This is a genomic window from Moorena sp. SIO3I6, assembly GCF_010672095.1.
This window is the reverse complement of record NZ_JAAHHU010000159.1, coordinates 1-12,354: the sequence shown is the minus strand read 5'-3', so window position 1 is coordinate 12,354 and position 12,354 is coordinate 1. Positions and strand designations below refer to the sequence as shown.

The window sequence follows — 12,354 nt, the reverse complement described above, 5'->3', positions numbered from 1 at the left end:
CTTCAAAAGCAAGTGTGGGTCTTATAGTAGGGTGTGTTATTGGCAATTTAATTGAAGGCTTGCTGGCTCTAAGTACAGTAATTGTTTTTGTGTTTAGCACCTGGCCTGTGGTAATGGGAATTTAGGAACTTTTAAGTAAAGATGATCGAGCATATTGTTTTGTTCAAGTGGAAAGAAGACGCTTCACCGGATGCGATCGCATTAGCTATGAATGGACTCCTGGCTATGAAAGACCAAATTCCTGAGATTCTAGAACTGTCCTGTGGAGAGAACTTTTCGCAGAGGTCTCAGGGATTTCAGCATGGTTTGAGAGTGCAACTTCTCGATTGCGACGCTTTGAGTACCTATGCGGATCACCCAGTCCACCAGGAAGTAATCGAGAAGTATATCAAACCGATCCTAGGAGACATCATCGCAGTGGATTACGAAGTTTAGTAGCCTCCAAGATAGAGCACAGGAACTGAGGGGGTGTGGGGTGTGGGGTGTGGGGTGTGGGGTGTGGGGTGTGGGGTGTGGGGTAGCTGTACACATAAATCCAGAAGCGATGCAGCAAGGGAACAGGGGGAAATCCCCATGAGCAAGTGCATTAAGACAATGATTGCCTTAGTTCCAAAAAAAAGTTTTTCCTACACCCTACACCCTACACCCTACACCCTACACCCTACACCCCACACCCTACACCCCACACTGTTACCCCTTCTCTGATTAGTCCTTGGGTGGTATGTCTCCTGCCTGCTCAGCTTTTTTTATTGCTCGTTTAAGAATTAGTACTGCCATTTGGGACAAGGAGCGCTCTTCGGCATCTGCCAATCGTTGAAGCGCTTCTTTGTCTTTTTCTTCCATATAGAGAGTTACGGTTACTTTAGCCATATCATTAATAATAATTTTTACTCTGGGTTTTTACCCAAATAAACATAAATTAACACAAATAAAAAGAAACTATATGTTATTCCATAAATTGTAATAGAAAGCTTTCTGCACACCCAATCGATAGGTAGCTTTCTCCCTAACCAAGAGCGCAAGTTAACTAGGGTCGGGTCTGGGGAGCTATCAGTCCCGTGCTGTAACGGTTGGGGTCAGCGTTGGTAGGATATGACTAGGACCTTCAAAAAATATTGCTACAGATCACCCGATCACCAGCGTGATTATGGAGTGTGGCGTTTAGGGTCTGGGGTGATGTTTAGCTTTAACTAGATCCTTAGTCACTAGTCGTGTTATACTTAACCCGTTGCCTACTATTATAATTAGTGTTATACTGGTTGTTGTGTTAGGTGTTATACTAAAAAAGATTGCTGGTGTAGCTCAGTTGGTAGAGCAGCTGATTTGTAATCAGCCGGTCGCGGGTTCGAATCCTGTCACCAGCTTATAAAAAAAATAGTTATAGCGTTTATTGCATGTATGAGGTACACTTCTCAACCTCAAAGTCCCCCTTTTTAAGGGGGATTTAGGGGGATCCCTTCTTGATGCAGTCGCTCATGGGGGGAACCCCCAAGACCGCGCTGCATCGCTTTGTACCTCATGGGAAAGAGAATTGCTATCAAACAACTAGGAACTTCCAGTTTTATCCGCACCCCTTAATTCTGTATTTCCAACTGTTCTAGGTCAGCAGGGGTATTGCAGTTAAAAAATGGCCTAGTGTCACTGACTAACAACTCCTGTACTGGATGCTGGGCCAACCAACGCTGAAATGACCGTCCCCCTTGATTGATAAACTCAGTGAGACTCGGTAGACACTGGCGTCGGTAAAAACCGCACAGGGGTTCCCAGCCCTTGGGGTTCCGTGGCAATAGTGCAATCGCGTAGCGTGACCTTTGGTCAATCGCATTTTCCTGAGTCTGCTGCAACTGCTTGACCCAAGCTTGCACAATCTCTGCTTTTAATTGGGGTAAATCACAAGCAAGTAACAGTACCCAATCTGTTTCAACATGAGCTAATCCTTGAGCAAATCCTACCAAAGGACCATGAGGTGTGCTCTCTTCTGGTAACGGCACTTCCCGAACGACACGACAAGCCTCAGGTAAGATATCCACGTATCGTTCTGGCCAGGGAGTGACTATATATACTTGACCAGAGACTTGACCAGAGACTTGACCAATACAGCTGAGGGCAACATCACACACTCTGCGCAGTAAGGGGACACCCTCAACCTGAATTAAAGCTTTATCCCTACCCATACGAGAGCTTAGCCCTCCTGCAAGGACAATCCCTGAGAGGGGTAAGTCGTAATTAGTATTTGGCATAGCCCTGCCCATGGCTTGGTCAGGAACACGCAAGCATTCCAGAACGTAGACTCGGAGACTCCTCAAAAAAGATTGCCCCTCGTCCCTTTAGGTCATCCTTGATATCCTTAGAAATTCCGAAGTTATCTCCAAACTGAGTACTGTCTACTCGACTACCAATTAGGTTGGCATTACTCAAGTTGGCACCACCTAGGTTAGCATGACTGAGGTCAGCACGACTGAGGTAACTACCCATCAAGTTGGCATTACTCAGGTTGGCATCACTGAGATCCGCACATCTGAGGTAGGCACGACTCAAATCAGCTCCGTTGAGCAGGGCACCGTTAAGATTGGCATCACTTAGGTCAGCACCCCTGAGGTCAGCACCCCTTAAGTCAGCACCCCTGAGGTCAGCACCCCTTAAGTTGGCATCCTTCAGGTCAATTCTAAGTGAATTGTCAGTTGGCTCTAGAGAAACACCCTTCATTAGTTCAAGGAATTCCATTTACTACTCGAAATACACTCTGAAATACAGTAATACAACTATGAAATGCTCAGCACCCTGATGCCATCAACGGCTTTGGTTTATCACTTAGATTTATTGCCGAGTTAAATTAACTCAAATTTTAATTAAAAACGAGCCTATCTTTTCAAAATTGCTAATTTTTACGACATCTTGCTGATTTTTTATACTATATGTTGTCAATTGAATTTTTAACTATTTAGTGATTAACTAGTTACACTATCTTTTCTAGCCCTATCTGGTTTCACCAATTACCATAATGTAAAGATTTAATTAATAAATTATTAAAATTAAGTATTTTGTGAAACCGCTAATATAGCAATCATAATCGATTTGTGAAAAATCCTGTGACTAAGACGGTAAATCTGTTATCTAATATACCTCTTGGCAAAGTATTTAGGTAAGCCGTCAGCTGTCAGCTGTTAGCTGTCAGCTTAAAACAAGCTATTCGGCTGACGAGTTCAACGGACTCAAAGCCAAAGACTATGAATTCCTCTCTTGGGCATTCGCGTAGCGTGGCCGTTCGCGTAGCGTGGCCAAAAGGCCAAAAGGCCAGGGAACTGAGATGTAAGCATATGTGCTACGCGCACGCTAGGCGAACAGCTTGGCACAGACTTCGACGCTGATAGCTGATAGCTGATAGCTGACGATAGGTTTTCACACTTCGTTACACAGTTAATGAAAAATTGATACAAAAATGGTATTTGATGACCATAATTAATTACAATTAATTCAGTAGCGGAAAATATTAGGTTTAAACCTATTTAACTCTGTTGCTTTCAACCCCGCAGGGTTGTTGCTTTGACGGTAATTGCCTGTCCGCTAAAGTAACAACCTTGTGGAATGCTGATAGTGCTCATCAATTAAAGGAGGAGAAGGATATGCGCGGTTGTTCCATGCTTCTAGCTCTTCTAGTGTTTGCTGGATTGTTGTATTTGATCGTCAATTCTGGTACCTTTGAACGGTTGCTGGACACCACAACACCCTCGGAACGGCAATTGGAATAAGCGATAGAGCTGGGCGTGGCGAGTGTGGGGAGATGGGGAGATGGGGAGATGGGGAGATGGGGAGATAGGGAGATAGGGAGATGGGGAGATGGGGAGCAAGAGTATAGTTTAATATTGGTATTAGCAATTCTTCCTCTACACCCATTGTTAGAGTTGTTAATTGGTAATAGGGATTTGATAATGGCGATGTAATTGTGGTGTTTCACAGGAGCAATAGTCTTTTCCTCAATTAGACCTCTTGCAAAAGTGTTTTTCTAATAGTGTTTGCGTCAATTCTTGTCCACTGTTCCCTGTTCCCTGTTCCCTGTTCCCGACTTCTGCAAGAAGTCTATTGATAGCAGTCGAAGTAAAGGTTAAGACACATAATTTTTCCCTATTCCTGATTCCCTACTTCCGACTCCCGACTCCCGACTCCCGACTCCCGACTCCGGACTCCGGACTCCCGACTCCCGACTTGATATCAATCAACCCCTGAAATCGCTGATCTGAGCGAATGCTGTCAAAATCTGAGTCAGTTTTTGCCATCTCTCGATATTCTTCAGGATTGAGAGTAATTGCCTGTTGCAAGTTATCAAGGGCTAAGTCTATATTTCCTTGTAAGGCATAAAAGCAGGCTTTGTTGTATCAAGCTTGGTGGTGATCGGGTTTAAGTTTCACAGCTTGGTCATAGGACTCAATCGCTGCTTCCTTTCTTCCTAATTTCGGTAGGGCAATCCCTCGGTTGTTCCAAGCTTGGTAAAAATCGGGTTTAATTTTCAAAGCTTTATCATAGGATTTAATCGCTGCTTCATTTTGTCCTAATTTCCATAAGGCAATCCCCCGGTTGTTCCAAGCTTGGTAAAAATCGGGTTTAATTTTCAAAGCTTTATCATAGGATTTAATCGCTGCTTCATTTCGTCCTAATGCCAATAAGGTAACCCCCCGGTTATACCAAGCTACGTGGTAATCGGGTTTAATTTTCAAAGCTTTATCATAGGACTCAATCGCTGCTTCATTTTGTCCTAATTTCTGTAGGTTAACTCCCCGGTTGTACCAAGCTAGGTGGTAATCGGGTTTAATTTTCAAAGCTTTATCAAAGGATTTAATGGCTGCTTTTTTTCGTCCTAAATCCGATAGAGCAATCCCCCGTTTATTCCAAGCTTTGTGGTAATCATGTTTAATTTTCACAGCTTTATCAAAGGATTTAATCGCTGCTTTATTTTGTCCTAATTTCTGTAAAGCATTCCCCCGGTTGTACCAAGCTTCGTGGTCATCATGTTTAATTTTTAAAGCTTGGTCATAGGATGCAATCGCTGCTTCGTTTTTTCCTAAATCCAATAGGGCAATCCCCCGGTTGTAGCAAGCTTTGTGGTGATCGGGTTTAATTTTGACAGCTTGGTCAAAGGAATCAATCCCTGCTTCCAAACGTCCTAATATCGATAGGGCAACCCCCCGGCTGTACCAAGCTTGGTGATCATCCGGTTTAATTTCCAAAGCTTTGTCAAAGTTAGCGATCGCGTCTTCATACTCTTGGGCAGCAACCAGTAGCATTCCTAGTTCAACTAGTAAATCGGCTTGCTCTTCAGGAGTGTGATGCTCTGCTTCCAGGCGTTCTTGAATAGCGATAATTTCTTTACTTCGTTCTTCAGGATTCAAAGACTGATGCTGACAGTCTTCTTGTTGACACTCCTCTGATTTGCTAGGAAAGTCAAACAGACCAGAACGCCAGTCAAAAAAGTCGGGAGCACGGTGGATAAAGTAATTCAGGGAAAATGACCGTAAGAGAAACACAAAACAAATTTTAAAATCCTCTCGAAATCGTTCTCTGTGTTGGTTGAGATGATTTAAAATATGAGGAACCCCTTTCCAACTATAGGAATAAATTGCTTTGTTATCCCATCCCTGCTGAAGTTTCGTCTCTTCATACTTATAAAACGAATATTCTAGACCTTGGATAAATAAAACATTGATATGCTCCCTGTCGCGGCGATCCTGAACAATGCCGTATAAATTATCAATCGGTTCCTCGAAGCGCAACACATCTATTGTTTTCTGAGGCAAATCCTGCTTAACCTGCTTAACCAACTTCTCTGCTTCTGCGGGAGAACAACGGACAAATAATAATCCAAACCCTCTAAGGCGTCGAACGGCACGGAGTAAGTCTTGGTATTGTTCTTCTGGACTCGCTGGAGGTAAATCCTCGTCCGCATCAGTAAAGTTTACCATTGGTTGTAAGGGAGCAGGGAGCAGGGAGTAGGGAATAGGGAGTCGGGAGTCGGGAGTCGGGAGTCGGGAGTCGGGGGAAGAGTGTGGGGAGATAGGGAGATTTACCCACCTGCCTTTTGGCTATCTTACGGCTGTGAGTCTAGTTGAGCATAGGCGTCTTGAAATTGCTTAATCCCTTTAATCAGGGGATGAACATCGTACCAACACTGTCTTTCTCCTTCCTCATCGAAGTATTGATACTCTAACAAACAGCGATTAAATAATAACTGACGATACTGGTCATTATTGTGTATCTGCTTGGAGCGGTAAACATCAGCTAAAACCGACCATTGTCCATCCTGAACCGTTCGGCGATAGGTATCTCGTGCATCAGTAATGGATCGTTGCACTGCTCTGAGGGAAATGGGTAAGGTTTCGGTGCGAGCAATGGCGGTTTGGATTAATAATAGCAAATTCCGCACATGACCTCCACTCATAAGACACAATCGCTCTAAGGCTTCTGGACTTTCAAATATATCGGTTTCTAGGGAGCGAGTGGGAGCAAATTGACCGACTCGCTTGCTAATCACTTCTTTAACTTTATTGAATCCAGGCTGATAGAGGTTACCCTCTTTAGTTCGTACCATAATCATCGGTAACACCTGGGCATCACCATAGATTTCTCGCAAATCATTAGCTCGCTTGGAGTACAGCATTGAAATCGGAACTGTGTAGATAATATGGCACTTTAATCCCGTTAATTGTTCACTACGGTCTAAAAAAATTTCTTCATGATTAGTTTGGTTACTCTCTTGGATAACTGGGACAATCCGGTCTAAATTATCCGCAATCACTGCTAATTTAGTACATCCAGCTGGTAAGTTCTGTTTGGCTTCTGTAATAAACTGATTCAAAGCCTTTAGGAGAGTAACCGTGTGGGGATTAATTTTCTGTCGAATCTGTTGACGCAAGGTTGGTACAGCTCTTAAATTAGCCGTTAGCTTGCCATACTGAGAAATTTTTGCTTCTACACTTAGTCCATCAAATGCTAATTCAGTCAAGGCCAAATCTTTCAACTCTTGCCAGCGGCTTTCCAGCCAGTTCAGCAACGGCTTGGGATTAGCACTGTCCTTGAGGTCTTCGAGCAAATGGCGAGTACAGGCGAGCAGAATATCCGTATATTGAGTATCTTCGGAATCCACATCTTCTTCATCTGCGGCAAAATACACCACATAGAAGTTATTTTGTTCCAAATATTGCTTCAATCGGAACAATTCTGTAGATTTTCCTGCCCCCCGATGACCTCCATATAAATGATAGGTCTCTCGCTTAGAAAGCAACATCTCTTTCCCTAAATCTACTTGGATCTCTCCATCCCCCCGCACTTCCCGACAATCGACATAAACCGGGTCTCCTGCCGGTAACGGTTGGGAGGGATCAAAGGCATTGTAGAGGTTTTCCAGTAAATCAGTCATAGAGGGAAGGGAGTAGGGAATAGGGAATAGGGAGTAGGGAGTAGGGAGTAGGGAGTAGGGAGTAGTGATAAGATTTGACGCTTTCAGTACTGAAATTGATTGTTATCACGTCCGTTATTAAGTTTTTTTGTACTCGTGCCAGATCTTTAGTATCAGTAGTAGTTTAACTGGAGAGAGTTCAAAGATGGTGTAATCGGGTGACAACACTAGGTCGCTGGATCGCTTCTATCATACTGTTTGCCTCAATTCTTCTCCCCAATTCCCGATTCCCGATTCCCGATTCCCGATTCCCGATTCCCGATTCCCGATTCCCCACAACTGCCGCGAAGTCTAATCCCTAAACATCAGGAAATGAGACCAATCAAGCTGTATTAAGTTTTAGATTCACAAAAAGCTCACTATCATGAAACCAGTTAAATCAATGAATGAACTAGTAGAACGGGTATCTAAAGATCCAGAACTTGCGGAAGAAATCAAGAGAGACCCAGTGGAAACCATCCGTAGGCTTGGTCCACCTCTAGAAACAGACCGTTGGATTTACCGGATTGTGGTCAGTGCCTTGGGCGGTACCATGCTGGTAACTGTTACAGGTGCCATCGGACTAGCTGTGGCGGGTAAGGATGTTCCTGATATCCTGGTGGGGATTGGCACTGGTTCTTTGGGTTCCTTGGCTGGACTGTTAGCACCTGCCCCATCCCGAGACTAGAGGGCTGAGTGGATCACTCTTGAATGCTCAAGTCTCGTCGCTCTGCGAATCTGAGTTTTGCTGAACGAGCACGAGGGTTAAGCTGGATTTCTTCAGCTTGTGCTACAGTTGGCTTTTTGCTTAGCACTCGCAATAGTGAGCAATTCTTTGACAACTCCCGGAATTTGTGCTTAACAATCCGGTCTTCCAAGCTGTGAAAACTGATAATTCCAAGTCTTCCTCCTGGTTTCAGCCAATGGGGGGCAATGTCGAGGAAGGTTTCGAGGCTATCAAGTTCCTGGTTGACGACAATCCGTAGGGCTTGAAACACCCGAGTCGCTGGGTGAATTCTGCCATAGCGGTATTTCGGGGGAACACAAGATGCGATCGCATTGGCTAATTCAGTGGTTGTCTGAAACGGACGCTTCTCTACAATCCGCCGTGCCATCCGCCGGGATAACCGTTCTTCCCCATACTTATAAAAAACATCCGCTAGCCGTACCTCACCCCAATTATTAATAATATCCTTTGCCGTCAGAGACTGGCTCTGGTCCATCCGCATATCTAACTGAGCAGCATGGCGAAAACTAAAGCCTCGCTCTGCTAAATCTAGCTGAGCTGAACTGACGCCTAAATCCGCAATAATACCATCAAATATCCTATCATTAGCCTGATATTCTGCAAAATTTCCATGCCAGAAATTAACTCTTCCGCTATAACTGGCTAACCTGGTCTTGGCGGCTGCGATCGCATTAGCATCCCGGTCAATAGCTGTAACCTCCACATCCGGTGCTGCTGCTAAAATTAACTCAGTGTGTCCACCACCACCAACAGTGGCATCTAAGTAATGACCACCAGGGCAGATAGCTAGTCCCTCAATTAATTCCTGACTCAATACGGACACATGGAAAAAGGGTGTTGTATTGGCCTGTAATGGTTCAGTTTCCATGTGATTCAAGCAATCCTGTGTAAGTCCTGAGGATATTGACCTCCAGCTGTTAATCAGACCAGATTGTCCGGGAACTCTATAACTGTAACCTATCAACTGTAACCTCTCTAGTTGTAAACAATGACAAGTCTTAGTCAACACTATATTGAAAGGAGGTTTTATAGCACTACCCATTCAGATGTTTGACATTTTTAAACTCTGAAACGTGAGTCTAGGTTACTTCTGACTTCTGACTTCTGACTTCTGACTTCTGACTTGCGACTTGCGACTTGCGCTATAGTAACAACTATAGCCTTGATCATACTTATGGGCTATATTGACTCAATTTAGAATTGCTATAGTAGCTAATGACTAATCATAAAGGTACCCCTGTGGGTACTGTCAAGCCATGACAGAAGCATCAGACTAGATTTGTCAGTCAAGCAGTAAATTTGCAGTCAACTAAGGAAAATTTGATGAATTCCAAAGAAGAAAAACCTAAAGACCTTGAGCTTCGAGAACGAGAACTCCAGCAACGGGAGCGAGAGATTAGACTGCGGGAAATCGAAGCTGAAATCTATAAGCAAGAACCACAAGTGCATCAAACCCAGAAGCATGAAAAACCTGAAGGTAAACTAAAAAAGTGGGGTAGAAAGCTAGCTAGAATCGGTAAATTCTTAGCCGTTGTTATTGCTGTTGTTATCACCATTAGAGTCGCTTATTGGCTTGCTCTAGTAATTATGGTTGGAGGAATTGCCTGGTTAGGGTACGAAATTTTCTGGAAAGATGACAATTGAATAACAAAACCAAAAGGCAATAAGGTTAAATGAATCAATTCCCAATCCTAAAATATTTAAACAGTAACTAATTACAGAATATCATAAAACTTTCTAATAAATACTTATAAAGTATATTCTAGGGATTATAAATTAATTGTGATAATTTTTGTTCCCTGTTCCCTGTTCCCTGTTCCCTACTCCCTACTCCCTACTCCCTACTCCCTTTAAAACCATTAATTAGCTAAAAGCAAAATAAATATGAGTACTAAAATCGAAACCACAAATTTTCTCCATGACCTCGATCGCGTTGCCAGAGTTCGTGCTGAAATTGCCACTAATTTAAATCAAATCAAGAACACTCTTGAGCAATCGGAATCCGCAGGGGAGCATAATTCCGGTAAGTTAGGCTTAGATAGAGATATTGAAGATATTTATAAAGTCAGTAAAAATTTACAGCAGGGGCGATTCCGACTACTAGTATTAGGGGATATGAAGCGGGAAAAAAGTACATTTCTCAATGCCTTAATTGGTGAGAAATTACTGCCCAGTGATGTCAATCCTTGTACAGCCTTGCTGACGGTCTTACGCTATGGTGCTCAAAAGAAAGTTACAGTGTACTTTAATGATGAGACACTACCCCAAGAAATTGATTTAGAAAGTTTTAAGCATCGCTATACCATCGACCCCGATGAAGCCAAGCGACTACAACAAGAGCAAAAGCTAGCCTTTCCCAATGTTAGTCATGCTGTAGTGGAGTATCCCTTACCTTTGCTAGAAAAAGGGATTGAAATTGTAGATAGTCCAGGACTGAATGATACGGAAGCGCGCAATCAGTTATCTCTCAGTTACATTAATAATTGTCACGCTATCCTGTTTGTACTCAAAGCAACTCAGCCCTGTACTCTGGAAGAACGTCGTTATATCGACAATTATCTTAAAGGTCGGGGATTAACCGTTTTCTTTTTAATTAATGCTTGGGATGAGATTCGTAAGGGATTGATTGATCCAGAAAACTCCGAAGAACTGGCAGCAGCTGAGGAAAAACTCCGTCAAGTCTTCCAAACTAACCTGATGGATTATTTTCAGGTAGAGGCACAGACTTATCAGAAACGAGTCTTTGAAATTTCTTCATTGATGGCCTTGCGTCGGCGGGTTAAAAATTCCGAGGATTCTCTTGAAGGAACGGGATTTCCTGAATTGATGGCAGCACTTAATTCATTTTTAACCAAAGAACGTGCGATCGCAGAAATGCACCAAGCTAAAATCCTAGCCCAGCAAGTCTATAACCATGTCCATGAAGCGATTGAACGGCGGATTCCGTTGCTGGATCAGGATGTTAATCAGTTGAAACAGCAGATTAGCGAAGTCGCACCAGAATTTGATAAACTGACGGAAATTCGCGATCAATTTCAGGAAGAAATCCGAATTACCCGTAACCGTACAGCAAAAGCTGTAGCTAATTCCTTTCGGGACTATATTTTAAATTTAGGTAATACCTTTGAATCAGATTTTGTCCGCTATCAGCCAGATTTAGGCTTTCTGGATTTCCTGCGACAGGGGAAACGGGATGAGTTTAATGCAGCATTTAAGCGAGCCTTTGAACGGTACATTAACGAAAAGATTTCGGCTTGGGAAGTCACCGCTGAGCAAGACATAAGTGAAGCCTTTTTAGAACTAGCTAGGAGTGCCGCTAATTATGGTGCCATCTATGGTAAGATAGCCGATACCATGACGGAAAAGTTGATTGGGAAAAAGGTTTACACCAATACCACTATGGATTCAGCAGAAACTTCACCAACCTGGGCCAGTTGGGCGATGGGATTTTTATCCTTGGCTTCAGGTAATGTTGCAGGTGTGGTTCTAGCTGGTGCTGGCTTTGATTGGAAAAATATTCTGGTCAATTGGTTTGCCGTCTTGGGAATTAGTGGCTTTTTATTGATTTTTACAGGAACATTTCTAGGACCATTGGGTTTGGCTCTGATGGGTCTAGGGGTTGGCGCTTTCCAAGCAGATCAAGCTCGCAAGGAATTAATTCAAGCTACTAAGAAAGAGTTGGTGAAATATTTGCCCCAGTTGGCTGAGGAGCAATGGCAACCAATTAATGATGCGGTCAACGAGTGTTTTGATGATTATGAACGGCAGGTGATTAAACGATTAAATGATGACATTAAATCCCGGAAGGATGAGTTGGATAATTTGGTAGAGCAAAAAGAGTCTAATCAAGTGAATCGCGATACTGAGTTAAAGCGTCTGAGAAGTTTAGATGCTGAGGTTTTGTCTAAGGTTAATGGTATTGAATCCGTTTATGGCTACTTGCTAGCAGCTCCAATGTAAGCATTTAAGGGAGTCGGGAATCGGGAATCGGGAGTCGGAGCATGTCACCTTTATAATTAGGTATATAGATCCCCCCTAACCCCCCTTAAAAAAGCTATCCATTAGGCAAAAGTAGTCGAAACGGTGATAGAGACTAGGATGTAGAAGCAAGTTGTGAACCTTCAAACAAATGGTAGAAGGTCGTTTGCCCTCGCCAGAGAGTTTTCAGGCCAGGTTCACC

Annotated in this window: 17 protein-coding genes and 1 tRNA gene; 10 read left to right on the top strand and 8 right to left on the bottom strand. The window is 43.3% G+C overall.

What is annotated here, in order from left to right:
• Positions 1–141 precede the first annotated feature (141 nt).
• Positions 142–435, top strand: coding sequence for a Dabb family protein (locus tag F6K49_RS28855; RefSeq protein ID WP_293102154.1), 294 nt, complete (start codon positions 142–144; stop codon positions 433–435).
• Here the strand turns inward: F6K49_RS28855 and F6K49_RS28850 are convergent.
• Positions 432–575: a hypothetical protein gene (locus F6K49_RS28850; protein ID WP_293102151.1), complete on the bottom strand. Its 144-nt coding sequence runs from the start codon at positions 573–575 to the stop codon at positions 432–434. The genes F6K49_RS28855 and F6K49_RS28850 overlap by 4 nt on opposite strands.
• Between F6K49_RS28850 and F6K49_RS28845 the strand changes: the two genes are divergently transcribed.
• Positions 574–705, top strand: a complete 132-nt coding sequence (locus F6K49_RS28845; RefSeq protein ID WP_293102148.1) for a hypothetical protein — start codon at positions 574–576, stop codon at positions 703–705. The two genes, F6K49_RS28850 and F6K49_RS28845, sit on opposite strands and share 2 nt — an antisense overlap.
• Here F6K49_RS28845 and F6K49_RS28840 read toward each other — a convergent pair whose 3' ends face one another.
• Complete coding sequence (locus tag F6K49_RS28840; protein ID WP_293061237.1) at positions 706–870, bottom strand: ribbon-helix-helix protein, CopG family; 165 nt, start codon at positions 868–870, stop codon at positions 706–708.
• Between the two features lie 421 nt (positions 871–1,291).
• Here F6K49_RS28840 and F6K49_RS28835 point away from each other — a divergent pair.
• Positions 1,292–1,364, top strand: a tRNA-Thr gene (locus F6K49_RS28835).
• 210 nt (positions 1,365–1,574) lie between these two features.
• Here F6K49_RS28835 and F6K49_RS28830 read toward each other — a convergent pair.
• Together F6K49_RS28830 and F6K49_RS28825 are read right to left on the bottom strand one after the other, a co-directional pair.
• The gene (locus tag F6K49_RS28830; RefSeq protein WP_366514241.1) at positions 1,575–2,306 is read right to left on the bottom strand and encodes a molybdenum cofactor guanylyltransferase; all 732 of its coding nucleotides are present in this window, start codon (positions 2,304–2,306) and stop codon (positions 1,575–1,577) included.
• Positions 2,260–2,724 carry a pentapeptide repeat-containing protein gene (locus F6K49_RS28825; RefSeq protein ID WP_293102145.1) on the bottom strand — a complete coding sequence of 155 codons (465 nt, stop codon included), beginning with the start codon at positions 2,722–2,724 and terminating at the stop codon, positions 2,260–2,262. Before F6K49_RS28825 ends, F6K49_RS28830 begins: the two co-directional genes overlap by 47 nt.
• 791 nt (positions 2,725–3,515) lie before the next feature.
• Here F6K49_RS28825 and F6K49_RS28820 point away from each other — a divergent pair.
• Genes F6K49_RS28820 through F6K49_RS28810 form a run of 3 tightly spaced genes read left to right on the top strand, consistent with a single transcriptional unit; the run spans position 3,516 to position 4,224 of the window.
• Positions 3,516–3,749, top strand: coding sequence for a hypothetical protein (locus F6K49_RS28820; RefSeq protein WP_293025928.1), 234 nt, complete (start codon positions 3,516–3,518; stop codon positions 3,747–3,749).
• Between the two features lie 24 nt (positions 3,750–3,773).
• Positions 3,774–3,941: a hypothetical protein gene (locus tag F6K49_RS28815; protein WP_293025926.1), complete on the top strand. Its 168-nt coding sequence runs from the start codon at positions 3,774–3,776 to the stop codon at positions 3,939–3,941.
• A 46-nt stretch (positions 3,942–3,987) separates the two neighbouring features.
• Positions 3,988–4,224 (top strand): hypothetical protein, encoded by a 237-nt coding sequence (locus F6K49_RS28810; RefSeq protein ID WP_293102142.1) that lies wholly within the window; start codon positions 3,988–3,990, stop codon positions 4,222–4,224.
• A 149-nt stretch (positions 4,225–4,373) separates the two neighbouring features.
• Here F6K49_RS28810 and F6K49_RS28805 read toward each other — a convergent pair whose 3' ends face one another.
• The 3 genes from F6K49_RS28805 to F6K49_RS28795 are packed head-to-tail and all read right to left on the bottom strand — an operon-like array spanning position 4,374 to position 7,408.
• On the bottom strand, positions 4,374–5,954 hold the full coding sequence (locus tag F6K49_RS28805) for a tetratricopeptide repeat protein (RefSeq protein WP_293102139.1): 1,581 nt from the start codon (positions 5,952–5,954) through the stop codon (positions 4,374–4,376).
• Positions 5,938–6,063 (bottom strand): hypothetical protein, encoded by a 126-nt coding sequence (locus F6K49_RS28800; RefSeq protein ID WP_293102136.1) that lies wholly within the window; start codon positions 6,061–6,063, stop codon positions 5,938–5,940. Before F6K49_RS28800 ends, F6K49_RS28805 begins: the two co-directional genes overlap by 17 nt.
• A 16-nt stretch (positions 6,064–6,079) precedes the next feature.
• Positions 6,080–7,408 (bottom strand): AAA family ATPase, encoded by a 1,329-nt coding sequence (locus tag F6K49_RS28795; protein WP_293102133.1) that lies wholly within the window; start codon positions 7,406–7,408, stop codon positions 6,080–6,082.
• A gap of 197 nt (positions 7,409–7,605) precedes the next feature.
• Between F6K49_RS28795 and F6K49_RS28790 the strand changes: the two genes are divergently transcribed.
• Together F6K49_RS28790 and F6K49_RS28785 are read left to right on the top strand one after the other, a co-directional pair.
• Positions 7,606–7,749: a hypothetical protein gene (locus tag F6K49_RS28790; protein WP_293102130.1), complete on the top strand. Its 144-nt coding sequence runs from the start codon at positions 7,606–7,608 to the stop codon at positions 7,747–7,749.
• A gap of 62 nt (positions 7,750–7,811) precedes the next feature.
• Positions 7,812–8,114 carry a hypothetical protein gene (locus tag F6K49_RS28785; RefSeq protein WP_070393038.1) on the top strand — a complete coding sequence of 101 codons (303 nt, stop codon included), beginning with the start codon at positions 7,812–7,814 and terminating at the stop codon, positions 8,112–8,114.
• Positions 8,115–8,127: 13 nt separating this feature from the next.
• Here F6K49_RS28785 and rsmH read toward each other — a convergent pair whose 3' ends face one another.
• Positions 8,128–9,042, bottom strand: a complete 915-nt coding sequence (rsmH, locus tag F6K49_RS28780; protein ID WP_293102127.1) for a 16S rRNA (cytosine(1402)-N(4))-methyltransferase RsmH — start codon at positions 9,040–9,042, stop codon at positions 8,128–8,130.
• A gap of 455 nt (positions 9,043–9,497) precedes the next feature.
• Here rsmH and F6K49_RS28775 point away from each other — a divergent pair, with 455 nt between their 5' ends.
• Positions 9,498–9,818, top strand: coding sequence for a hypothetical protein (locus F6K49_RS28775; RefSeq protein ID WP_075899616.1), 321 nt, complete (start codon positions 9,498–9,500; stop codon positions 9,816–9,818).
• A gap of 240 nt (positions 9,819–10,058) precedes the next feature.
• A complete protein-coding gene (locus tag F6K49_RS28770; protein ID WP_293102122.1) occupies positions 10,059–12,134 on the top strand; it encodes a dynamin family protein in 2,076 nt (691 codons plus the stop codon).
• The last annotated feature ends 220 nt before the right edge of the window (positions 12,135–12,354 follow it).

Excerpts from the sequence above, each read along its gene's own strand:
- F6K49_RS28845 (WP_293102148.1), top strand. The coding sequence starts at position 574 with ATGAGCAAGTGCATTAAGACAATGATTGCCTTAGTTCCAAAAAAAAGT.
- F6K49_RS28785 (WP_070393038.1), top strand. The coding sequence starts at position 7,812 with ATGAAACCAGTTAAATCAATGAATGAACTAGTAGAACGGGTATCTAAA.
- F6K49_RS28770 (WP_293102122.1), top strand. The coding sequence starts at position 10,059 with ATGAGTACTAAAATCGAAACCACAAATTTTCTCCATGACCTCGATCGC.
- F6K49_RS28850 (WP_293102151.1), bottom strand. The coding sequence starts at position 575 with ATGGGGATTTCCCCCTGTTCCCTTGCTGCATCGCTTCTGGATTTATGT.
- F6K49_RS28805 (WP_293102139.1), bottom strand. The coding sequence starts at position 5,954 with ATGGTAAACTTTACTGATGCGGACGAGGATTTACCTCCAGCGAGTCCA.
- rsmH (WP_293102127.1), bottom strand. The coding sequence starts at position 9,042 with ATGGAAACTGAACCATTACAGGCCAATACAACACCCTTTTTCCATGTG.
- F6K49_RS28825 (WP_293102145.1), bottom strand. The coding sequence starts at position 2,724 with ATGGAATTCCTTGAACTAATGAAGGGTGTTTCTCTAGAGCCAACTGAC.
- F6K49_RS28795 (WP_293102133.1), bottom strand. The coding sequence starts at position 7,408 with ATGACTGATTTACTGGAAAACCTCTACAATGCCTTTGATCCCTCCCAA.
- F6K49_RS28775 (WP_075899616.1), top strand. The coding sequence starts at position 9,498 with ATGAATTCCAAAGAAGAAAAACCTAAAGACCTTGAGCTTCGAGAACGA.
- F6K49_RS28840 (WP_293061237.1), bottom strand. The coding sequence starts at position 870 with ATGGCTAAAGTAACCGTAACTCTCTATATGGAAGAAAAAGACAAAGAA.
- F6K49_RS28855 (WP_293102154.1), top strand. The coding sequence starts at position 142 with ATGATCGAGCATATTGTTTTGTTCAAGTGGAAAGAAGACGCTTCACCG.